The following is a 22992-nucleotide window of genomic DNA, read 5'->3' on the forward strand; positions in this document are numbered from 1 at the left end:
GTTAAATTTTCACCAGACCGGTAAAACCAAGGAAAGCTAATGACATTAAACCAGCAGTTATCATTGCTATTGCAGTACCTTTAAATGGGCCAGGTACATCAGCATTTGCTAATTTTTCACGCATAGCAGAAAACATAATAAGGACTAGGGAGAAACCTAATGCAGCACCAAAGCCATAGATAATTGATTCAAAAAAACCATGCTGTAATCTTAAGTTTAGCAAAGCAACACCCAATACCGCACAGTTGGTGGTGATTAACGGTAAGAAAATACCCAATAAACGATAAAGACTGGCACTGGTTTTATGGACAACCATTTCAGTAAATTGTACTACGACGGCAATCACTAAAATAAAGCTCATGGTCGTTAGATATTCTAGGTTGAGTGGTACAAGTAGATATGTCGTCACTAAATAACTTAGCAGAGACGCTAACGTCATTACGAATACAGTAGCGAATGACATACCTATAGCAGTTTCCGTACGTGAGGAAACCCCCATAAATGGGCATAGGCCAAGAAATTGTACTAAAACAAAGTTGTTTACGAGCACAGTGCCGACGAGTAGTAACAGATAATCAGTCATTTACTTTAAAGGTCATTAGGTTATTGATAATAATAATGCCGCTATTATCCGTGTTTTTAGTTTATTTAACAACACACCTTAAGTATGGGTATTATTCTTTTATTCATTTTCTTTGCTTTGAAATAACAAATGTTACTTCTGTAAAAAAGCCGAATGGTTATGATTCATTCGGCTTCATACTTTGTAAAGGGACTTGCTTGATTATAATTTAGCGGGTTTACCCACATAATAGCCCTGACAACCATCGATAAATAACTTTTCTAAGGTGTGCTTTTCTTCTTGGCTTTCGACGCTCTCAGCGAGTACGCTAATACCAAGTCTATGGGCTAAATCTACCATTAAACGTAAGAAATATTGGTTGTTTTTATCATCATCAATATCACGCGTATAAGAACTATCCATTTTGATATAATCTGGAGTTAAATCTCTGAAGAACTTAAAAGAGGTTAACCCAACACCAAATCGCTCAACGGTGACTCTGGAGCCAACCCTGTGTAGCATATCAACTAGACGCTTAGCGGTTTTAATGTTTTGCTGAAGACCTAATTCAGATATTTCAAAGACTAACCGAGAAGCGGCAGTAGGTTCGCGCAGTAATTTTCGTTCTAGCCAAATCATAAAATGCTGATTATTAATACTGCGTGGACTGATATTAATGCCATAGCTATTATCTAACATATTCTTACTGGTAATTTCTTTTATCGCAGTATCAATGATAAGTCGATCTACGTCAGTTATTTTGTCAAGTTTCTCGGCCATCGCAATAAAGGTAGAGGTAGGCAACATGTCGCTGTTAGCATTAAGAAAGCGGGCTAAAACTTCTCCATAGACACGATTATTACGACCAATGGGTTGGATTGGCTGTAATAATAAATTAATGCGGCCGTTGCTTAATACGTCATCAATTTCTTGTCGCCAGTTCTGATTACCAAAGTTTGCGGTAGCGTCAGTTAAAATATCAATATCTTTTTGTGAATACCATGAGTTTACTTTCTGTGTTTGGGCAACACTGACTCCAGTATCAGCAAGCGCTAATAATTCACCTAATGGTTTTGACTGGTCAAAATAAACTAAACCACTATAAGCGACAGAGTCCAATTCATTAACTTGCTGGTAGTCATTAAATTTAAGCATTAACTCATTAGCGTATTCTTCACCTGCCTTGAGTGTCGTATTAGGCAATACCGTGGCAAAGTCGGAGCTATTTAAGCGAAAGATTTTTCCTGTTGGTCTGGAAAATAACGCTTCTTTTATTATCTCAGCTACTTTTACGATGTAATTATCACCTGAGTTATAACCATGGACTTGATTAATCGTCTGTAACTCTGAACATCTCGTAATAATAAGAACACCAAAATTAACAGGGCTGTCGTTGATAATTTCATTTTCATAAAACTGGACAAACCGATTTCGATTTTCAATACCCGTCAAAGTGTCTACGTGCGCTTCTATTTCTAAATTTGCAGTGTTGTGAAATTGCTCGGTCATCATCGACTTGATTTCAGCAATACCTTCTTCTAAAGCGGGAATTTCTAACAATTGCTGATTATCTTGTTTTTTAGTAATAAAGTCTGAATTATTAATCTGAGCCAATTCATTACTAATTTGCTTGCTGATAATACTAAAGATAGTCAATTGTAATTTATAATTTAATCTTGCAGATATAAAAACAAATAAAATGGATAAAAGAATCACGCCTATGAATAGTTGTGTTAATAAATCAATGAGACTAATAAAGTTTAATTGATACTGAACTTGTAAATCAAGTTCAGTAATAGATACCGTTTTACGTTGTTCAATGAAAGAGTTGAGAGGGTGAATATAGTTATTCTGATAATCAAAAAGGATTAAAGAGTCACGTTTAATACTTAAGTTTTGGTAATCATTTTGTGCATTCAAAATTGTTGATAACTTTGTCACTAGTTCTTTTTCAGGTATATCATTGCCAATAAATTGTTGGCTTATTGTTTGAATCGTTTTTTGCTGAGCAAATGTTTGTTGATTTACATAATTGGAAAGCAAGAAAAATGCAATTGAGCCTAAAGCGATAATAAAAACTGAGGCAAAAAATATATTTTTGATAAATAACTTAGAAAACTTATACATAATAAAATTAAATGCTCCGTTAGAAATCTATCAAGGGGGATAGAAATACTGTATATATCAGTGCTATTTTTTAAGCTGGAATGGTGTGCCTATTTATAGCTACATTATAAGGGCAATACTAAGATATTGTAAAATAGATATTAATTTTAGCAAATATTTCTTGGTTATTATTAGCGCACCACACATTAAACTACTTTTCTAGGGGATAATTCGTAATGCCTCTTGCGCTTATAAGCGAGCCACTATATAATTTGCCGCAATAGAGCTTAATAAGATGCCACTGAGTAAACAAACATGTTTTATGTTGTTTATATTCTTATTAATATTATTAATAGTTTAGCTATTAGTATCCAGATTAAACATATTATTTGTTTAATTTAGGGGGAAAACAGTGAAATAAGCCCCTAATTTGGGGTTTTTTTGTTTTTTAAAGCGTATAAATTTCGCTAATAAGAGGCAAATACTGCAAGATTTCGCTGGGCTATATGCCCTTTTTTTATATCTAAAATTTATACTGTACTCTTTATGAATGCATCATAAGAGTAGGGTTACAGGAGAATACGCTTGGCTAAATTTGAGCAAAAACTAACTGACTTATTAAGACCAGCAGTTGAAGAAACTGGCAAAACTTTGCGAGGCATTGAATATATTAGTGCTGGCAATAATTCAGTTTTACGTTTGTTTATTGACCATGAAGATGGCATTAATGTTGATGATTGTGCGGAAGTGAGTCGTCAAGTTGGTGCTATTTTAGATGTAGAAGATCCCATTAGCAGTGAATACAACTTAGAAGTTTCATCACCGGGTGTTGATTGTCCTTTATTTGAATTAGCACATTTTCAAGAAGTCATTGGTGAAACTATAAATGTAAAACTTTCAATGCCTTTAAATGGTCGTCGAAAGTTTAAAGGGCCATTAGTTGCCATAGAAAACAATAACCTAATAGTAGAAGTTGATAGCATAGATTACGAACTTGCTATCGGCAACGTTGATAAAGCGAATCTTGTCGCAAAATTTTAAACCCTGAATATATTTAAAAAACAGATAACATAAATTAAAGGCTAAATAGCATGAGTAAGGAAATATTACTGGTTGTTGATGCGGTTTCTAATGAAAAAGCATTACCACGAGAAAGCATTTTTGAAGCAATGGAAACAGCTTTAGAAACTGCTACCAAGAAAAAATACGAAGGAGATATTCTTGTACGTGTCAGCATTGATCGTATCACAGGTGAGTTTGATACTTTCCGTCGTTGGTTAATCATCGAAGATGACGCAGAAATGGAAAACCCTTATGCTGAAATAGGGTTAGCTGCAGCACAGTTTGATTCACCTGAGTTAAATGTAGGCGATTATTCTGAAGATCAAATCGAGTCTGTAAAGTTTGACCGTGTAACAACGCAAACTGCTAAACAAGTTATTGTTCAAAAGATACGTGAAGCTGAACGTGCTTTAGTAACTGAAGCTTACCAAGAGCATTTAGGTGAGATTGTTACCGGTGTTGTCAAAAAAGCTAGCCGTGAGAGTGTCATTATTGATTTAGGTAATAATGCTGAAGCGGTTATTTACCGTGATGATATGTTACCACGCGAAACATTCCGTCCAGGTGATCGTGTTCGTGGCTTGTTATACGAAATAAAACCAGAAGCACGTGGTGCACAATTATTCGTCAGTCGTACCAAACCTGAAATGCTTGTTGAGCTTTTCCGTGTTGAAGTGCCTGAAATTGGCGAAGAAATGTTAGAAATCAAAGGGGCAGCTCGTGACCCTGGCTCTCGTGCTAAAATTGCCGTTAAAAGTAATGATAAACGTATTGATCCTGTTGGCGCTTGTGTTGGTATGCGTGGTTCACGTGTACAAGCCGTATCTGGCGAATTAGGTGGCGAACGTGTTGATATCGTTTTATATGATGATAACGTTGCGCAATATGTCATTAATGCTATGTCTCCAGCTGAAGTTGCTTCAATCATTGTTGATGAAGATAAAGGTACTATGGACATTGCTGTTGAAGAAGCTAATTTAGCAATGGCAATTGGTCGTAGTGGTCAAAACATTCGTTTAGCAAGCCAATTAACTGGCTGGGAACTCAATGTGATGACTGTTGCTGACATGAAAGAGAAGCATCAGGCAGAAAACGATAAAGTATTAAACTTGTTTATTGATAAGTTAGATCTTGATGAAGATTTCGCAACATTATTGGCTGAAGAAGGCTTTACTTCATTAGAAGAAATCGCTTATGTGCCAACCGCAGAAATGCTAGACATCGATGGTTTGGATGAAGAAATCATTGAAGCGCTTCGTGAACGAGCTAAAGAAGCTTTAACAACACAAGCACTAGCGAGCGAAGAAACTTTAGAAGGTTCAGAGCCAGCACAAGATTTACTTGACCTTGACGGTTTAGAGCGTCACTTAGCCTTCGTATTAGCAAGTCGAGGTGTTCGTACACTTGAAGACTTAGCTGAACAAGGTATCGATGAAATTAGTGATATTGAAGAATTAGATGAAACCAAAGCGGGTGAGCTAATCATGGCTGCGCGTAACATTTGTTGGTTTAACGAAGAATAATAACACCGGAGAATAATATAGATGGCAGATATAACCGTAGCAGAACTTGCCAAAGAAATCGGAACACCGGTGGATCGCTTAGTCACTCAATTAGCTGACTCAGGCGTGAATAAATCGGCTACCGATGCTATTTCGCAAGATGAAAAAGAAGCTTTATTAGGTCACCTTAAAAAACAACATGGTGATGAATCAGAAGCAAAACCGAACAAACTTACTTTGAACCGTAAAACTAAATCTACCCTGACCATGGGGCATGGTAGTAAAGCTAAATCGGTTAATGTTGAAGTTCGTAAAAAACGCACTTATGTTAAGCGTAGTGATGTAGAAGAAGAAAAATTAGCAGCAGAAGCAGCGAAAGCTGAAGCTGAAGCAGCACTTCTATTAGAGCAAGAAGCGAAAGCGAAAGCTGAAGCCGCTGCGAAAGAAGCTGAAATTGCTAAAGGCGTAGCTGCTGCTAAAGCAGAGTTAGAAGCAGAACGCAAAGCTGCAGCAAAAGCTGAAGCTGCTGCAAAAGCAAAACAAGCAGCAATAGAGAAAGCTAAAAATGTTGAAAAAGCACCTGAGAAAGTTGCTGAAACAGAAGAAGCTAAGAAACTGCGTTTAATTCAAGAAAAAGAAGCGGCAGCGAAAATTGAAGCTGAAGCTAAAGAAGCAAGCGATGCTGCTAAGAAACTAGCAGAAGAAAATGAAGCTCGCTGGAAAGCACAAGAAGCAGAACGTAAAGCCAAAGAAAAAGAAGTGGTTCATGTAACCTCTTCTAAATATGCGCAAGAAGCTGAAGATAAAGTTGATGCTGCAGATGAAAGTGCTGGTCGTCGTCGCAAGAAAAAAGCATCAGGTGACAGAAATGCACGTGGTGGCCGCAATGCTAAAGGGCGCAAACAAACGTTATCTGCACCACAAAGCTTGAAACATGGTTTTACTAAGCCTGTTGAAACAAAAGTACAAGATATCCGTATAGGCGAAACAATCTCTGTTGCTGAATTAGCTAATAAAATGGCTAAGAAAGGCGCTGAAGTTGTTAAAGCAATGTTTAAATTAGGTGCTATGGCAACTATCAACCAAGTGATTGACCAAGAAACAGCAGCACTTGTTGCTGAAGACATGGGCTTTGAAGTGATATTGGTTAAAGAGAATGCTTTAGAAGAAGCCGTACTTGCGGACCGTGGCGATACGGGTGAAGAGATTACTCGTGCACCAGTTGTTACTATTATGGGTCACGTTGACCATGGTAAAACATCTCTACTTGACCACATTCGTGAAGCAAAAGTAGCTGACGGTGAAGCGGGTGGTATTACTCAGCATATCGGTGCTTATCATGTAGAAACAGGTCATGGTATGATCACCTTCTTAGATACTCCGGGACATGCTGCCTTTACCTCTATGCGTTCTCGCGGCGCAAAAGCAACAGATATTGTAATCATCGTTGTTGCTGCTGATGATGGTGTTATGCCACAGACTATTGAAGCAATTCAGCATGCTCAAGCGTCAGATGCGCCTATTATCATCGCTGTAAATAAAATGGATAAAGAGTCTGCGGATCCAGATCGTGTTAAAAATGAATTATCGCAACACGGCGTTCTTTCAGAAGAATGGGGTGGTGACGTTCAATTTTGTCATGTTTCTGCTAAAACTGGTCTAGGTATTGACGATTTACTTGACTCTATATTACTACAATCAGAAGTATTAGAATTAACCGCTGTTGTTGATAAAATGGCAAGTGGTGTTGTTGTTGAATCCAAATTGGATAAAGGCCGAGGCCCAGTAGCAACAATTCTTGTACAAGAAGGTACTTTGAACCAGGGTGATATCGTACTTTGTGGTTTAGAGTATGGTCGTGTTCGAGCAATGCGTGATGAAAATGGCAAAACAATTCAAGCAGCTGGACCATCTATTCCTGTTGAAATTATCGGATTAAGTGGTGTGCCACAATCTGGTGATGAAGCGACTGTGGTAAAAGATGAGAAGAAAGCACGTGAAGTTGCTTTATTCCGTCAAGGTAAATTCCGTGATGTGAAACTTGCTCGCCAACAAAAAGCTAAACTTGAAAACATGTTTGCAAGTATGGCAGAAGGCGATATTTCAGAAGTAAATGTTGTTATTAAATCAGATGTTCAAGGTTCACTTGAAGCTATCAGCGACTCATTAGTTAAGTTATCAACTGATGAAGTTAAAGTGAAGATTATCGGCTCTGGTGTTGGTGCTATTACTGAAACTGATGCAACCTTAGCTGCTGCTTCAAATGCCATTATTGTTGGCTTTAACGTTCGTGCTGATGCTTCAGCGCGTAAAGTTATCGAATCAGAAAATATCGACTTACGTTACTACAGTGTTATCTACGCATTAATTGATGAAGTTAAACAAGCCATGAGTGGTATGTTAGCGCCAGAATTTAAGCAAGAAATCATTGGTCTAGCACAAGTTCGTGATGTATTTAAGTCTCCTAAAATTGGTGCTATCGCTGGTTGTATGGTTACTGAAGGTATCATTAAGCGTAGCGCACCAATTCGTGTATTACGTGATAACGTTGTTATTTACGAAGGTGAACTTGAGTCTTTACGTCGCTTTAAAGATGACGTGCAAGAAGTTCGTAACGGTATCGAGTGTGGTATCGGTGTTAAGAACTACAATGATGTACGTGTTGGCGACCAAATCGAAGTTTTCGAGACAGTTGAAGTTAAACGCTCGCTGTAACTTAAATTATTGAAAATTGATTCAACTACTGCGTTGGATGTACTCATTGACATGCGTCAACTCCGTGCATCCGCCTTTTATTTAAAACAATTAGCTTTAATTAAATGTCACAGTAGGTAGAATATATTTAAAAAGGGGCTTATGCCCCTTTTGTGTTGTTAATTGATAATTGAAAAGTGAAGCTAAGTTTTCACTTTCAAAGGAGTATACGATGGCTAGAGAATATGCCCGTACTGACCGAGTCGGTCAACAAATCCAAAAAGAAATCGCAGTTATTTTAATGCGTGAAATTAAAGATCCTCGGCTAAGCATGACAACTGTTTCTGCAGTTGAAGTGACTCGTGATTTAGCCTACGCCAAGATTTTCGTTACTTTTTTCAACGATAATCAAGATGAGATTGATGCCTCTTTAGAAGTATTAGCTGAAGCTGAAGGTTATATCCGTTCATTATTAGGAAAGCGTCTACGTGCGCGTATAATGCCGCATTTACGCTTTGTTTATGACAGTTCAATGAGCGAAGGTGTTCGCATGAGTGCTTTAGTTGATCAAGCTGTCGCTAGCGATAAAAACGGCGACAGCCAAGTTGATGATACTCAGGTTGACGACGAAAAAAGTATTGATAGCGAGCAAGGCGAATAAGTCATGGCAAAACGTAGAAAAGGTCGTCAGGTCAATGGTGTTTTGTTATTAGACAAGCCACATGGGTTATCATCAAACCATGCCTTACAAACCGTTAAACGCATTTATTTTGCCCAAAAAGCGGGTCATACAGGTGCGTTGGACCCATTGGCAACGGGTATGTTACCTATCTGTTTGGGTGAAGGTACTAAGTTTTCCCAATTTTTACTTGATACCGATAAAACCTATCAGGTAACTGCGAAACTGGGCATTCGGACTACAACCAGTGATGCAGGCGGAGAAGTGGTCAGTGAAAAACCGGTTGAGGTTTCAAGTGAACAATTAGCGACAGCTTTAGAAAGTTTTCGTGGAACAACTCAGCAAGTGCCTTCAATGTACTCTGCGCTAAAATATAAGGGGCAACCTTTATATAAGTATGCAAGAGAAGGCATTGAAGTTCCACGTGAATCACGCGACATCACTGTTTTTAATCTTGATTTGTTACGCTTTGAGCACGATGAAGTTGAATTAAATATTCATGTTTCTAAAGGGACTTATATTCGCACGATTGTTGATGATTTGGGTGAGCTATTAGGTTGTGGTGCTCATGTGGCTCACCTTAGGCGTTCAGCGGTTGGTAATTATCCTGTTGATAAAATGATGACCTTACCTGAGCTGGAAGCATTACTTGAACAAGCTAATGAAGACGGAATAACACCTTCAGACGTGCTTGACCCTTTGTTGTTACCAATGAGCAGTGCGGTAGATGGTATGCATTGTGTTTATGTTGATGACATGTCGGCTAATTTTTTGCGTCACGGAAACCCAGTACAAGCATACAATGCTCCTGAAGAAGGAAGTGTTCAAGTGTATATTGGTGAAGATGAAAACGATGCTGATGCTGAATTTATTGGTGTTGGTTTTATCAATGATGACGGTTTACTGGCACCAAAACGTATCGTTGTTATTTAAGACGGCAAAACTTTTAGCAGTGAATGGACAATTAACGCTGTCGATTGAACTAATCGCTTGCTTTTTAGTTAGTGACTGCTAGAATACGCGCTCTTTCGTCATCAAGGCTAAATTAGTGTTTGGCATGATGCGTATTTCAATTACTCTTAACTCGATTAATAACGAGGGTAGGGTTAACACACTAAGGATTTTTATAATGTCTTTAAATGCTACAGAAAAAGCTGCAATCGTTGCAGAATATGCTCAATCAGAAGGTGACACTGGTTCTCCAGAAGTTCAAGTTGCTTTGTTAACTACACAAATCAACCACTTACAAGGTCACTTCAAAGAGCACATCCATGATCACCATTCACGTCGTGGTTTATTACGCATGGTTGCACAACGTCGTAAATTACTTGATTACCTAAAAGGTAAAAACGTTGACCGTTACGGCGCGTTAATCGGTAAATTAGGTCTACGTCGTTAATAGCAACTGCTAACGATTAGAACTTAGACGACTAAAAGGAGCCAATTGGCTCCTTTTTTGTTTTCTGTTGTTTACACTTTTACCAATAGTATCTAAAAGTGTACATAAATTTGTGCTTTAAAGTAATAATTGCCCTTTGACGCTAGCATTCACCCGCTCAATTAGTATAATGACCGTGAAAATTTACACCTACCCGTTTCTAGCTCAATTAAATGTGGTAAGTCTAACTTTTTTAATACAAACCAATCCAAACTGTATAATTTTTTGTTCGACTCAGTAGGGTTAATTATTCATATATTTAACCTAAAAATACTCAGTGAATAAATAATTGTACAGATTGGTAAATAATATTATTAATGATGAAAATTAAGGAAATTAATTAGATGTTAAATCCAGTTACTAAAAAATTTCAATTCGGTAAACATACCGTAACGCTTGAGACGGGCGCAATCGCACGTCAAGCATCAGCTGCTGTGATGGCAAGCATGGACGATACTTGTGTTCTTGTTTCAGTTGTTGCTAAGAAAGAAGCAAAAGAAGGTCAAGACTTCTTCCCGCTAACAATTAACTACCAAGAGCGCGCATACGCTGCAGGTAAAATCCCAGGCAGTTTCTTTAAACGTGAAGGTCGTCCTTCTGAAGAAGAAACACTTATTGCACGTTTAATTGACCGTCCACTTCGTCCACTATTCCCAGAAGGTTTTACTAACGAAGTACAAGTTATTATCACTGTTGTTTCAGTTAACCCTGAAATTTCTCCTGATATCATTTCACTTATCGGTGCTTCTGCTGCATTATCTATTTCAGGTGCTCCATTTAATGGCCCTGTTGGCGCAGCACGTGTAGGTTATGTAGATGGTCAATATATCCTTAACCCGCTTCAATCTGAATTACCAACAAGTCAATTAGACTTAGTGGTTTCAGGTACTGATTCTGCTGTACTAATGGTTGAATCTGAAGCGGATGTTTTATCTGAAGAAGTCATGCTTGGTGCTGTAGTATATGGCCATGAGCAAATGCAAACTGCTGTTTCTGCAATTAATGAATTTAAAGCCGAAGTTAACAATCCTGTATGGGAATGGACTGCACCAGTTAAAAATGCTGATTTAGTTGCTAAAATTGCTGAGCTTAGTGAAGCACAAGTAAACGAAGCATACCAAATTACTGAAAAAGCGGTTCGTTATGAAAAAGTTGCTGAAATTCGTAACTCAGTAGTTGAAGCGTTATTAGCACAAGATGCTGATTTAAACGTTCAAGAAGCGAAAGATTTATTCCATGATCTAGAAAAAACAGTTGTACGTGGTCGTATTACTGAGGGTAACCCTCGTATCGATGGTCGTGATCCAGAATCAATTCGTGCTTTAGATGTGATGACTGGTGTATTACCAAGAACTCACGGCTCTTCAGTATTTACCCGTGGTGAAACTCAAGCGTTAGTTACTGCTACTTTAGGTACGCAACGTGATGCACAACGTCTTGATACCTTAATGGGTGATAAAACAGACCCATTCATGCTTCATTACAACTTCCCTCCATACTGTGTAGGTGAAACTGGTTTTGTTGGTTCACCGAAGCGTCGTGAAATTGGCCATGGTCGTTTAGCAAAACGCGGTATGTTAGCTGTTATGCCAACTATCGAAGAATTCCCGTATGCAGTACGTGTTGTGTCTGAAATTACTGAATCAAATGGTTCATCTTCAATGGCGTCAGTATGTGGTACTTCATTAGCACTTATGGATGCTGGTGTACCAATTAAAGCTTCTGTTGCTGGTATCGCGATGGGCCTAGTTAAAGAAGGCGAAAAATTCGTTGTTCTTTCTGACATTTTAGGTGATGAAGATCACTTAGGTGATATGGACTTTAAAGTTGCTGGTACTACTGGTGGTATTACTGCGCTTCAAATGGATATTAAGATTGAAGGCATTACCCAAGAAATCATGCAAATTGCTTTAAACCAAGCAAAAGCTGCACGTACTCATATCTTATCTGTAATGGATGAAGCAATTGGTGGTCACAGAACTGAAATTTCTGAATTTGCACCGCGCATTCATACAATGAAAGTAAGCCAAGACAAGATTCGTGATATCATCGGTAAAGGTGGCGCAACTATCCGTCAACTTACTGAAGAAACAGGTACGACGATTGAAATTGAAGATGATGGTACTGTTAAAATCGCAGCAACGTCTGGTGAACAAGCAGAAGATGCAATTAACCGTATTAAAGCATTAACGGCTGAAATTGAAGTGGGTACTCTTTACACTGGTAAAGTAGTACGAATCGTTGATTTCGGTGCATTTGTTAACGTGCTTCCGGGTAAAGATGGTTTAGTACATATTTCACAAATCTCTGAAGAGCGCGTGAATAACGTGAGTGAAGTATTAACTGAAGGCCAAGAAGTGAAGGTTAAGGTTCTTGAAGTTGACCGTCAAGGCCGTGTACGTTTAAGTATCAAAGAAGCGATGGAAAAACCAGCTGCTGAAGCAACACCAGCCGCTGAGTAATTGTTTTAGTAAAAAACTTTTACATTTCATTAAGTAAAAAGGAGCCATAGGGCTCCTTTTTTGTTTATAATGAAATGATTCCTGTTGTTAGTTATTTATTTTTAAGGCATTTTTAGTGCATTCATTTATCAAAACAAATATTCTCATTTTACTCTTAAGTAGTGTGTTGTTGACTCAGGGTTGTAGCTCAAGCCAGGTGAATAGTAACGGTAATGCTTCTTCATCCATAATGAATAATATTGTCATTGCTGAACCACTTGGGATTAACTATAAAAGTGAAATAGCCATTGCACGCTTAACAGAAGTGATAAATAGGGCGAAAATAACGGAAGATCAACGAGCACAGTTATTTTATGACCGCGGTGTTTTATATGACAGTGTCGGCTTAAGATCATTGGCAAGATTTGATTTTTCCCATGCGCTACAATTAAAACCTGACCTGATTGATGCTTACAACTTTTTGGGCATTCATTACACGCAATTGCAAGAGTTTGCTCAAGCTTACGAACAATTTGATTCAGCATTAGATTTAGCGCCTGAGCACGAGTATGCATACCTAAATAGAGGAATAGCGCTTTATTATGGCTCTAGACCAGAGCTTGCCAGCACCGATTTTAAAGCTTTCCACCAGAAACAACAAGATGATCCTTATCGCTTATTATGGTTATATTTAACCGAATATGAAGTTGATCCCCTCGCAGCAAAGTACTCTTTGAAACAACGAGCTGAATTAGTTGATGAACGTACATGGGCTAAACAAGTTATTTACCTCTACCTAGGAGAAATTTCACAAAATGAATTTGTTAAAGGTTTAACAAAGGATGTGAGATCAAATAAAGAGCTGACTGAACGTTTATGTGAGGCTTATTTTTATTTAGGTAAATATAATCAAACGTTAGGATATCGTGGTAGTGCCGCAAACTATTTCAAACTTGCATTAAGTACTAATGTTTATGAATTTGTTGAGCACAGGTACGCAAAACTTGAATTAGATCTAATGCGTACTAAAAAAGTTGCAAAAATACAGCTTAAATAATTCAATAAAAATGACTTAGCTATCAATATGCCTCTTAGTAATGTTTATTTTTTTGCATTTATAATGAGCTCGATGACCTCTTTATCATCGAGCTCATTTTTTTTGTCTGAGTATTTAACTGAGCAACTTAGCAATGATAATTATCGAAAGGGCCAATTAACTTTTGCACTTAAGCATAATCATATAAGCGCATTAACCATTGAAGAACGTAATTCTGTTGTAGGCAGCAGTCAATGGCTCACGCTTAATCGAGAATTAGCAAAAAGCCAAATTAATTCAGCGTTAAAACTGGGGCACTGGTATCAGTTAGCCGCAGAGTCTGAATCAAACAAAGTACTTACGGATAAGGCTGTTATGTGGTTTGAACAAGCTATTCGTTTGGGCTCACAAAAGGCGCATCTTTTACTTGCTCAATTATACTATGGACAGGATCAGGTTGTTAAAGCACGAGGAACATTAGCAAGTTTACCCAGTCAATTTTCCACTAATGATTTAACAGAATCTGTACTATTGTTACGTTTAAAAATACTTATAGAATTAGGTGATATTGAACTAGCTAAACTTTTATTAAAATCAAATCACTTTACCCATGATAATAATGAAGCTCAGCGCTTTTTAATGGATATAGAAAAATACTCTGTGATGAGCGATAAAACAACTAAAAACTCCTATATTGCAGACTCATCAAAATGCCTTACTAGCTTACAACTTTTTGCGACTAACTTAAGCCATTTAAAACATATTGATCAACTTATAAAACGTTTTACTGAGCAGCAAACACTAGCTAAATACATATGCCTGCCAACGCCAAAGTACATCAGTATTAAGCAACTTGATTGTAAAGCGAAAGCAGAGCAAGCTATCTCTTGTGATGAAAGTCGTTGGCAATCTATTACGAAAGGCGTTAACACCAGACATATTGGTTTAATGTTAAAAGAGGGGGGAGCAAACGTACATTTAGGTATTTTATATTTTGATTTTAATGATAGCGCAGATGTTTTTAGCCATGAAGTAAGCCACTTACTTGGTTTTGTTGATGAATACCCCTTAATTAAAGGCCATGATAAATGCCAAGGTGTACAGCAAGAAACTTTTTCACATAATATTGCCGTGTTAAATAGCTATTACCATGGAGAGCTTAAAGCGGTGAGGGCAAATATATTAGATAATATATCATGGGCCCAAAGTATTAAGGCTAGCACACCCATATTGCAAGAAATTGGAGCAAGGGTAGGTGATAAAAAACATTGGCGTTTAGGTACACCTAGTGAATATCAAGATGAAGTTGGTGTATACCTTTCTGAAAGCTGTCAGAACTCTGCGATGGGTGCTGATGTAACTTCTACAATTACAGAATTATCCTATTCATCATTTAAGCCATTATTTCGACACACCCAATTAAGGTATTTTGAGAATGAATTTCCAGAAGAATACCTCACTATATTAGAGCGAAGGCCGTCTGATTTCTTAATGCCAAGTTATCATTACAATATTGCTTTATCGTTATACCAACAAGGTAAATCGTCGACAGTAAAATATTGGATAGACAAGGCAGCAGAATGGGAAAGCGACACGGTAAGGAAATTAAAGATATTAAAAGGTAAGCTTTAAAATATGTCGAGTCTAGGGCAGTTTTTTTATAACGATTACATTGTTAGTTAAACGCACTCTATTAATAGCTGTATCGGCCTTAATTTTAGTATCGCTCTTTTGTATAAATTGTTCTCGCTTTTTACGGCTTACATCTAAATAAATCAACGAATTTGTTGGTTTAGCTTTAACTTCAGTTATTGGCCATTGTGTAAAATTTTCTATGCTGCTGATTTCTAGTGCGGCTCTTTTACATTTTAGCTTGAGGTTAGCTTTAGAATTTTCATTTACCGTTTGTGTATATATAGTCTTATCTAGTTCAATAGGTGATTTAGTTTTCTTTGAAGATAAAAACTTAATAAAGCTTTTATTGAGTTGAGATAGATAGTCAAAAAAACTCATATTGGAAACCCTTCTTAAAGGACACCTTATTAGTTATAGTTCAAATTCAACACATTACCTAGTACTCCTACGCTATATTGTCGCCTTAGCACTAAAGCTCAAAAGTTACCTTCAACTAAGTACTTAAATTACGGAGAGAAAATAAGTTATAATGAATATGTATTTCTTAACTATATTTTAAGCTGTTTTCACTTAACAGAGTCTTTTATGAATATTTTCACTCCTCATTTATTTCGTCAACAATTCCCATTGATAGAAAGTCATGGTAACTCCTTGATTGAAAAAGGTGCGTTAGTTCCATCTTTAGTTTATTTTGATAACGCCGCTACAACGCAAAAACCTCAACGAGTTATTGATTGTCAGCAACACTATTACCAAAATATCAATGCAAATGTGCACAGAGCTTCTCATCAGCTGAGTACTAAAGCAACATTTGCGTTTGAAAAAGCTCGTAGTCTGGTGCAAGGATTTATTGGGGCTAAAAGTGTGAAAGAGATCATCTGGACGAAAGGTGCGACTGAAAGTATTAATATTATTGTACAAAGCTTAGCGCGAAATACTTTATTGCCTGGAGATGAGATAGCCTTGTGTGTCAGTGAACATCACGCAAATATAGTTCCTTGGCAAATTGTAGCAGAGCAAACAGGCGCCGTGATAAAAGTCATACCGATAACAGATCATGGTTATCTCGATATAGAACAGATTGATAACATCATCGGAGAAAAAACAAAGTTTGTTGCTTGTGCTCATATATCTAATGTTTTGGGGCGTATAAATCCAATTGAGCAGGTGATAGCAAAAGCCAAGGCTGTTGGAGCCATTACTATTGTAGACGGCAGCCAGGCGGTAGCTCATTTAACGATAGATGTGCAATCACTGGATTGTGACTTTTATGTTTTCTCAGCTCATAAAATGTATGGTCCGACTGGTATTGGCGTACTCTATGGAAAGAGGGCTCTCCTTGAAAAGATGTCTCCTTATCAAGCGGGAGGTGAAATGATAAAAACAGTAAGTTTTACTCAAGGGACAACATTTAATTCATTGCCTTTTAAGTTTGAAGCAGGTACGCCCAATATTGCCAGTGTTATCGCTTTTGCTGAGAGTATTAGCTTTTTGTCACCTTATTTAGCAGATGCTAGTCATGCCTATAAATTTTTTGAACAAAAACTTGTACAGCATTGCTATCAAGCACTAGCTAATATTGAACAAGTTAATTTTATTGCGAAAGGAACCCCAGATATTGGCGTTATCGCTTTCACTTTAACAGGCCATCATAACCATGATATCGCAATGTCTCTTGATACAGAGGGGATTGCTATTAGATCCGGCCATCATTGTGCGATGCCGTTAATGACACATTTACACATCGATGGTTGTTTAAGGGTTTCTTTGTCGGCTTACAACACGATTGCCGAAATTGATTATTTCATTGCTTGCCTTAAGAAAATTTTACTTGAAGAGCCCTTTAGTCAATCAGATGAACAAGCGATGAAGGAAGAGTTATCAGGGCCATCATTAAAAGAGATGGAAGATATCATCACTATTTTTACAAAAACTAAAGGTTGGGATAGTCGGCATAGAGAAATAATGTTGTTAGGTAAAAAATTACCACGTTTAAATAAAACATTACGTAATGACAATACGCTGATAACGGGCTGTGAAAGCTTAGCTTGGCTAAAAAGTGAATGCAGTGCTCAAGGTATCTATTCGTTTACTGGAGATAGTGATGCGAAAATAATTCGTGGATTATTGGTCATTGTACTTGCTGCTTTAAATAATAAAACAGCAGAGCAAATACACCAATTTAATATTAATGATTACTTTGAAACGTTAGGTTTAATGCAACACTTAAGTCCTTCACGAGGTAACGGTGTGCTGGCTATTGTTGAAAAAATTAGGGTATTGGCACAGTTATAAATTAATAGTGTAGAGATCTGTTTACTAACATAGCTTTTTTCTAAATTATTTTTGATTTTTTAATAATAATTTATCGATGGCTCTACCCACGGCAAAAAACGCAAAAGTGGCTGTTACATGTGTGGTCGCACCAAACCCACTGTGGCAATCCAAACGGGTAGCTCCTTGCTCGCCGTTACTCTTATCAGGTTTAGCTAAACAGACTTCACCTTGCTTACCATCTACAGGATAGCGAAGTTGCTCTGTTGAATATACAGCATCGATTGAGAACTTACGTTTTCCAGCTGTTTTAAGGTCTGCGCGCGGAAAGTTAAATTCTCGTCGTAGTTGATTTTTTACTTTAGCAAGTAAAGGGTCTTGATAAGTTTTACTTAAGTCTGTGATTTCAATTTTACTAGGGTCAATTTGTCCACCAGCACCACCAATGGTGATAATTGGTAATTTACTGCCTCTACAATAAGCAATAAGACGTGTCTTGATGTTGACAGAGTCAATGGCATCAATGACATAATCCAAATCTTTGGTAATTAAACTAGAGAGATTCTCTTCCGTTACAAAGTCTTCAATGATGTTAACTTGGCACTCAGGATTGATTTGTTTGAGGCGATCAGCCATAACGTCAACTTTACTCATGCCAACAGTGTCTGTTAATGCATGGATCTGACGGTTAATATTTGTGGTGCATATGTCGTCTAAGTCTATTAACGTTATCGTTCCAATACCATTGCGGGCCAAAGCTTCAGCTACCCAAGAACCAACACCGCCAATGCCAATAACACAGAAATGTGCTTTTTTAAGAACAGTTGCGCCTTGTTCGCCATATAGACGACTGATGCCACCAAAACGTAGAGAATAGTCTGACATAATGAATTTTAAGAGTCTTATTGAATAAATGAGAAGGGAAGGTCGATATTATAACGTCTAGTTACTGGGAGTTAAATATAATTTTAAGGCAAATATTTAGCCAAAATAGATGTTAAAAGTTGTCGGGTATTGCTTAATTGGTATTTTTTATGTGAATGGTAAGTATTGGTGGGGGTTATGTTTTTTGGTCGGTTTTTCAGATTAAAATGCACAAAAAAGGCAGCGAAAGCTGCCTTTTGTAACTATTAAGTGATGCTTAAATAAGCATTAAATAATTATCTTTTGTTTAACGGTACGAATTCACGGTTGATTTCACCAGTATATTTTTGACGAGGACGACCAATTTTTTGCCCAGGTTGAGATAACATTTCATCCCAGTGAGCAATCCAACCTACCGTTCTCGACATTGCAAAAATCACGGTAAACATACTTGTTGGAATACCAATAGCTTTTAAGATGATACCTGAGTAGAAATCAACATTAGGATATAATTTCTTTTCAATGAAGTATGGGTCTTCAAGCGCTACTTTCTCAAGTGCCATAGCCACATCTAATAAAGGATCACTGATACCAAGTTCATTTAATACTTCATGACACGTTTCACGCATTACCGTTGCACGTGGATCGAAGTTTTTGTAAACACGGTGACCAAAGCCCATTAAACGGAATGGGTCATTTTTATCTTTTGCTTTAGCTACAAACTCATCAACATGTTCTAAGCTACCAATTTCTTCAAGCATAGTAAGACATGCTTCATTAGCACCGCCATGAGCAGGACCCCATAACGAAGCAACACCCGCTGCAATACATGCATATGGGTTAGCGCCTGAAGAGCCCGCTAAACGAACAGTAGATGTTGATGCATTTTGTTCATGATCAGCATGTAAGGTAAAGATTCTGTCCATAGCATTAGCTACGATAGGGCTTACCACATACTCTTCAGCAGGTACTGAGAACATCATATGAAGGAAGTTTTCAGCATACGAAAGTTCATTGCGAGGGTATACGAATGGTTGACCAACACTATACTTATAAGCCATTGCAGCGATGGTAGGCATCTTAGCAATCAATCTATGAGCACTACGTTTGCGTTGTGCAGCGTCAGTGATATCTAAATCACTGTGGTAAAAAGATGACATAGCACCAACAACACCACAAAGCATTGCCATTGGGTGTGCATCAGGTAAGAAACCATGGAAAAAATGAACTAACTTCTCATGCACCATAGTGTGTGTAGTGATGATTGACTTAAATTGTTCATATTCTGATTGAGTTGGCGCATCACCATTCAATAAGATATAACAAACTTCAAGGTAATCGGCTTGTTTAGCAAGGCTATCAATAGGGTAACCACGGTGTTGAAGAACACCTTTTCCGCCATCAATAAAGGTAATAGATGATTCACAAGACCCCGTAGCTAAAAAGCCTGGGTCATAGGTGAAATAGCCATGGCTACCTAAAGTTCTAATATCAATTACGTCAGTACCTGCAGTACCTTTTAAAACTGGAAACTCACCAATTTCTTTGCCATCAATACTCAGAGAGGCTTTTGAATCAGCCATAATGTTTTTTCCCCTATCAAATTATAATTTATGTACATTTACTGACATTCCACTTAGCTGTTTAATGAATATACTAAATAAGCTCAGTGAATAAATCGTCAGTTTTTGTGACTATTCTGGGTTTTTTAAACTGCCGACATTCTACCCTGAAATGAAATTAAAATGTAAGAGTAATTATACTAAAGTTTAATTCAGCTCAAATTGTTGAGTAAAAAACAATCATAGAGTTTTTTTATCTAAATGGTAAATTGAATTTATTAACTATCAGCTATATAATCTAGCCGTTCTGTAATTGCTTATTATTACTTCGTAATTTAAATAAGAAAAAAACAGTAAATTTCTTATTTAATTGAGAGATAACTTTTACTTTAAAAGTTAGTTTCTCATACCAAAGTCTCAATAGAATTCATTTGCTAAGTTCGGTATTATTATTCGACTTCGGTGAACTGAGGATGAGGAATAGCTAAGGAGCTATTTTTTAATAAAAGGCAGTTACCGTGCATTTCGGGAATTACTTTTGTTTATATTGATTTTAACGTTTCAATTAATATTATAAGTCAACTAAGTAAAGGTAGTTCATGAGTAACAATAATAAAAGTTGAAGGCTTTCGAGCTCTTTAGGCAACAATTGTGAAAAAACAACGTCCTGTAAACCTAGATTTAACTACAATAAAAATGCATCCCGCTGCTAATGCTTCTATTTTACACCGTATCTCTGGTGTGATTATGGTTTTTGCCATTGGTATTTTGTTGTTTACCCTTTCAACCTCTCTTTCTTCTGCTGAAGGATTTGCGCAAATTCAAGGTTACCTTGATAGCTTTTTCTTTACATTCATTATTTTTGGCTGTCTTTCTGCATTGACCTTCCATATTTTAGCGGGTGTTCGTCACTTGTTAATGGATCTAGGTCATTTTGAAGAACTAGCTTCAGGTAATGCCTCTGCCAAATTAATCATGGTTATTTGGTTAGCAGTATCAGCAGTTATAGGAGTTTGGTTATGGTAAACGTCGTCACATCAGCAGGCCGTAATGGCGTGCATGATTTTATTCTTTTAAGAGCTAGTGCAATTATCCTTGTACTATACACTTTACTTCTCGCAGGTTTCTTCGTAGTAACACCAAGCGTTACTTATGATGTATGGCAAGGTTTCTTTGCTTGTATGAGTGTTAAAGTAGCAACAGTAATGGCGTTATTAGCATTACTTGTCCACGCTAAAATTGGTGTATGGCAAGTTCTTTCTGATTACGTAAAACCTGCGTTTTTACGCGGTGCATTGCAATTTATCTTTTCTGTTACTTTATTAGCCTACTTAATGTTTGGCTCTTTAACCGTGTGGGGTGTATAAGTGAGCGTTCCAATTCGTGAATTTGACGCCATTGTTATTGGCGCAGGCGGTGCAGGTATGCGCGCTGCATTAGCAATTTCAGAATCAGGCAAATCTTGTGCCTTGATTTCTAAAGTATTTCCAACTCGTTCTCATACTGTATCTGCTCAAGGTGGTATTACCGTAGCTTTAGGTAATGCTCATGAAGATCATTGGGAACAACACATGTACGATACTGTTAAAGGCAGCGATTATATCGGTGACCAAGATGCTATCGAATATATGTGTAAAACAGGCCCTGAGTCTGTCATTGAATTAGAGAAAATGGGTTTACCTTTTTCTCGTACGGAAACAGGTAAAATTTACCAACGTCCATTTGGTGGTCAGTCTAAAAACTTTGGTGGCGAACAAGCCGCTCGTACTGCTGCCGCAGCTGACCGTACAGGTCATGCATTACTTCATTGTTTATATCAGCAAAACGTTAAAAACAAAACCAATGTCTATTCAGAATGGTATGCATTAGATTTGGTTAAAAATAGCGACGGTGCTGTTGTAGGTACAACGGCTATTTGTATTGAAACAGGCGAAGTTGTTTACTTTAAAGCGCGTGCAACAGTACTTGCTACGGGTGGCGCGGGTCGTATTTTCGCTTCTACAACCAATGCACACATCAATACGGGTGATGGTGTTGGTATGTCCCTTCGTGCTGGCATTCAAATGCAAGACATGGAAATGTGGCAATTCCACCCAACTGGTATAGCAGGTGCTGGTGTACTTGTGACAGAAGGTTGTCGTGGTGAAGGTGGTTACCTTCTTAATAAAGACGGCGAACGTTTCATGGAACGTTACGCACCAAATGCTAAAGATTTAGCGGGTCGTGATGTTGTTGCACGTTCAATGATGACAGAGATTCGTGAAGGTCGTGGTTGTGACGGTCCTTGGGGTCCTCATATTAAACTTAAGCTTGATCACTTAGGTCGTGAAACCTTATACAAACGTTTACCAGGTGTTTGTGATTTATCTAAAACATTTGCTCACGTTGATCCAGCTGAAGAGCCAATTCCAGTTATCCCTACCTGTCACTATCAAATGGGTGGTGTACCTTGTAACGTTAATGGTCAAGCATTAAGTGTTGCTGCAGATGGAACTGAAACTATCGTTGAAGGTTTATTCGCTGTTGGTGAAATCGCTTGTGTATCAGTACATGGTGCTAACCGCTTAGGTGGTAACTCATTACTTGATTTAGTGGTATTTGGCCGTGCGGCAGGTAACTTCTTAGGAACGTACTTAAACGATACTGAATTTGGTAAAGAAGCAACAGAATCAGATTTAGAAGCTGCACTTGCTCGTACTAACCGTTGGGAATCATCTACTACAGGTGAAGATCCGGTTCAAATTCGTAAAGACTTACAACAGTGTATGCAAATGAACTTCTCTGTATTCCGTGAAGGCGAAGCCATGGCGCAAGGCATGAAAGAGCTAACCGAAATACGTGAACGTCTTCAAAATGCTAAGTTAGACGACAAGTCATCTGAATTTAATACTCAACGTATTGAGTGTTTAGAATTAGACAACTTAATGGAAACAGCATTTTGTTCAGCTAAAGCTGCTAACTTCCGTACTGAATCTCGTGGTGCGCATGCACGTCAAGATTTCACAGAACGTGATGACGAAAACTGGTTATGTCACTCAATTTATTCTCCAGACACTGAAGAAATGACAAAACGTGATGTAAATATGAAACCCGTTCACCGTGAAGCTTTCCCACCGAAAGCTCGTGTATACTAAGGA

The 22992-nt window shown here is 37.7% G+C and carries 18 protein-coding genes; 13 read left to right on the forward strand and 5 right to left on the reverse strand.

All coding sequences use genetic code 11. The features are described 5' to 3' along the window. Window position 1 precedes the first annotated feature (1 nt). Both rsxA and ND2E_RS08375 read right to left on the reverse strand, forming a co-directional pair. Window positions 2-583 carry an electron transport complex subunit RsxA gene (rsxA, locus tag ND2E_RS08380; protein WP_033094389.1) on the reverse strand — a complete coding sequence of 194 codons (582 nt, stop codon included), beginning with the start codon at window positions 581-583 and terminating at the stop codon, window positions 2-4. A 201-nt stretch (window positions 584-784) separates the two neighbouring features. Then, complete coding sequence (locus ND2E_RS08375) at window positions 785-2689, reverse strand: EAL domain-containing protein (protein WP_033094390.1); 1905 nt, start codon at window positions 2687-2689, stop codon at window positions 785-787. Between the two features lie 564 nt (window positions 2690-3253). On the opposite strand from ND2E_RS08375, the gene rimP reads away from it, so the two are divergent. From rimP to ND2E_RS08330, 9 genes are all read left to right on the forward strand, one after another. Next, window positions 3254-3709, forward strand: a complete 456-nt coding sequence (rimP, locus tag ND2E_RS08370) for a ribosome maturation factor RimP (protein ID WP_033094391.1) — start codon at window positions 3254-3256, stop codon at window positions 3707-3709. A 50-nt stretch (window positions 3710-3759) separates the two neighbouring features. After that, window positions 3760-5253, forward strand: coding sequence for a transcription termination factor NusA (nusA, locus tag ND2E_RS08365; protein ID WP_033094392.1), 1494 nt, complete (start codon window positions 3760-3762; stop codon window positions 5251-5253). 21 nt (window positions 5254-5274) lie between these two features. Further along, window positions 5275-7947: a translation initiation factor IF-2 gene (infB, locus tag ND2E_RS08360; protein ID WP_033094393.1), complete on the forward strand. Its 2673-nt coding sequence runs from the start codon at window positions 5275-5277 to the stop codon at window positions 7945-7947. Window positions 7948-8158: 211 nt separating this feature from the next. Beyond that, window positions 8159-8587, forward strand: a complete 429-nt coding sequence (gene rbfA / locus ND2E_RS08355; protein ID WP_033094394.1) for a 30S ribosome-binding factor RbfA — start codon at window positions 8159-8161, stop codon at window positions 8585-8587. Window positions 8588-8590: 3 nt separating this feature from the next. Beyond that, window positions 8591-9538, forward strand: a complete 948-nt coding sequence (truB, locus tag ND2E_RS08350) for a tRNA pseudouridine(55) synthase TruB (RefSeq protein ID WP_033094395.1) — start codon at window positions 8591-8593, stop codon at window positions 9536-9538. A 196-nt stretch (window positions 9539-9734) separates the two neighbouring features. Then, a complete protein-coding gene (gene rpsO / locus ND2E_RS08345) occupies window positions 9735-10004 on the forward strand; it encodes a 30S ribosomal protein S15 (RefSeq protein WP_033094396.1) in 270 nt (89 codons plus the stop codon). A gap of 383 nt (window positions 10005-10387) precedes the next feature. After that, entirely contained in the window at window positions 10388-12505 is a 2118-nt protein-coding gene (pnp, locus tag ND2E_RS08340; RefSeq protein ID WP_033094397.1) for a polyribonucleotide nucleotidyltransferase, read from the forward strand. Window positions 12506-12620: 115 nt separating this feature from the next. Beyond that, on the forward strand, window positions 12621-13541 hold the full coding sequence (gene nlpI, locus ND2E_RS08335) for a lipoprotein NlpI (protein WP_081962055.1): 921 nt from the start codon (window positions 12621-12623) through the stop codon (window positions 13539-13541). A gap of 72 nt (window positions 13542-13613) precedes the next feature. Then, entirely contained in the window at window positions 13614-15152 is a 1539-nt protein-coding gene (locus ND2E_RS08330) for a tetratricopeptide repeat protein (protein WP_223303627.1), read from the forward strand. A 12-nt stretch (window positions 15153-15164) separates the two neighbouring features. On the opposite strand, the gene ND2E_RS08325 is transcribed toward ND2E_RS08330, so the two are convergent. Continuing rightward, the gene (locus ND2E_RS08325) at window positions 15165-15533 is read right to left on the reverse strand and encodes a hypothetical protein (protein WP_033094399.1); all 369 of its coding nucleotides are present in this window, start codon (window positions 15531-15533) and stop codon (window positions 15165-15167) included. Between the two features lie 207 nt (window positions 15534-15740). Here ND2E_RS08325 and ND2E_RS08320 point away from each other — a divergent pair, with 207 nt between their 5' ends. Next, window positions 15741-17450: a SufS family cysteine desulfurase gene (locus ND2E_RS08320; protein ID WP_033094400.1), complete on the forward strand. Its 1710-nt coding sequence runs from the start codon at window positions 15741-15743 to the stop codon at window positions 17448-17450. A 45-nt stretch (window positions 17451-17495) separates the two neighbouring features. Here ND2E_RS08320 and tcdA read toward each other — a convergent pair whose 3' ends face one another. Beyond that, a complete protein-coding gene (gene tcdA / locus ND2E_RS08315; protein ID WP_033094401.1) occupies window positions 17496-18314 on the reverse strand; it encodes a tRNA cyclic N6-threonylcarbamoyladenosine(37) synthase TcdA in 819 nt (272 codons plus the stop codon). A gap of 275 nt (window positions 18315-18589) precedes the next feature. Further along, entirely contained in the window at window positions 18590-19876 is a 1287-nt protein-coding gene (locus tag ND2E_RS08310) for a citrate synthase (protein ID WP_033094402.1), read from the reverse strand. Window positions 19877-20506: 630 nt separating this feature from the next. Here ND2E_RS08310 and sdhC point away from each other — a divergent pair. From sdhC to sdhA, 3 genes are read left to right on the forward strand one after another with little or no spacing between them, the layout of a single operon-like run. After that, window positions 20507-20881, forward strand: coding sequence for a succinate dehydrogenase, cytochrome b556 subunit (gene sdhC, locus ND2E_RS08305; protein WP_033094403.1), 375 nt, complete (start codon window positions 20507-20509; stop codon window positions 20879-20881). Next, window positions 20875-21222 carry a succinate dehydrogenase, hydrophobic membrane anchor protein gene (gene sdhD / locus ND2E_RS08300; RefSeq protein WP_011043035.1) on the forward strand — a complete coding sequence of 116 codons (348 nt, stop codon included), beginning with the start codon at window positions 20875-20877 and terminating at the stop codon, window positions 21220-21222. The genes sdhC and sdhD overlap by 7 nt, the downstream gene beginning before the upstream one ends. After that, entirely contained in the window at window positions 21223-22989 is a 1767-nt protein-coding gene (gene sdhA, locus ND2E_RS08295; protein WP_033094404.1) for a succinate dehydrogenase flavoprotein subunit, read from the forward strand. It abuts the gene before it with no gap. The last annotated feature ends 3 nt before the right edge of the window (window positions 22990-22992 follow it).

Origin of the sequence: Colwellia psychrerythraea (assembly GCF_000764225.1) — a bacterium.
In the GTDB taxonomy this organism is placed as follows: Bacteria; Pseudomonadota; Gammaproteobacteria; order Enterobacterales; family Alteromonadaceae; genus Colwellia; species Colwellia psychrerythraea_D.

Coding starts and splice junctions, on each gene's coding strand:
- rsxA (WP_033094389.1), bottom strand. CDS start 583: ATGACTGATTATCTGTTACTACTCGTCGGCACTGTGCTCGTAAACAAC.
- ND2E_RS08375 (WP_033094390.1), bottom strand. CDS start 2,689: ATGTATAAGTTTTCTAAGTTATTTATCAAAAATATATTTTTTGCCTCA.
- nusA (WP_033094392.1), top strand. CDS start 3,760: ATGAGTAAGGAAATATTACTGGTTGTTGATGCGGTTTCTAATGAAAAA.
- infB (WP_033094393.1), top strand. CDS start 5,275: ATGGCAGATATAACCGTAGCAGAACTTGCCAAAGAAATCGGAACACCG.
- rbfA (WP_033094394.1), top strand. CDS start 8,159: ATGGCTAGAGAATATGCCCGTACTGACCGAGTCGGTCAACAAATCCAA.
- truB (WP_033094395.1), top strand. CDS start 8,591: ATGGCAAAACGTAGAAAAGGTCGTCAGGTCAATGGTGTTTTGTTATTA.
- rpsO (WP_033094396.1), top strand. CDS start 9,735: ATGTCTTTAAATGCTACAGAAAAAGCTGCAATCGTTGCAGAATATGCT.
- pnp (WP_033094397.1), top strand. CDS start 10,388: ATGTTAAATCCAGTTACTAAAAAATTTCAATTCGGTAAACATACCGTA.
- ND2E_RS08330 (WP_223303627.1), top strand. CDS start 13,614: ATGACCTCTTTATCATCGAGCTCATTTTTTTTGTCTGAGTATTTAACT.
- ND2E_RS08325 (WP_033094399.1), bottom strand. CDS start 15,533: ATGAGTTTTTTTGACTATCTATCTCAACTCAATAAAAGCTTTATTAAG.
- ND2E_RS08320 (WP_033094400.1), top strand. CDS start 15,741: ATGAATATTTTCACTCCTCATTTATTTCGTCAACAATTCCCATTGATA.
- tcdA (WP_033094401.1), bottom strand. CDS start 18,314: ATGTCAGACTATTCTCTACGTTTTGGTGGCATCAGTCGTCTATATGGC.
- ND2E_RS08310 (WP_033094402.1), bottom strand. CDS start 19,876: ATGGCTGATTCAAAAGCCTCTCTGAGTATTGATGGCAAAGAAATTGGT.
- sdhD (WP_011043035.1), top strand. CDS start 20,875: ATGGTAAACGTCGTCACATCAGCAGGCCGTAATGGCGTGCATGATTTT.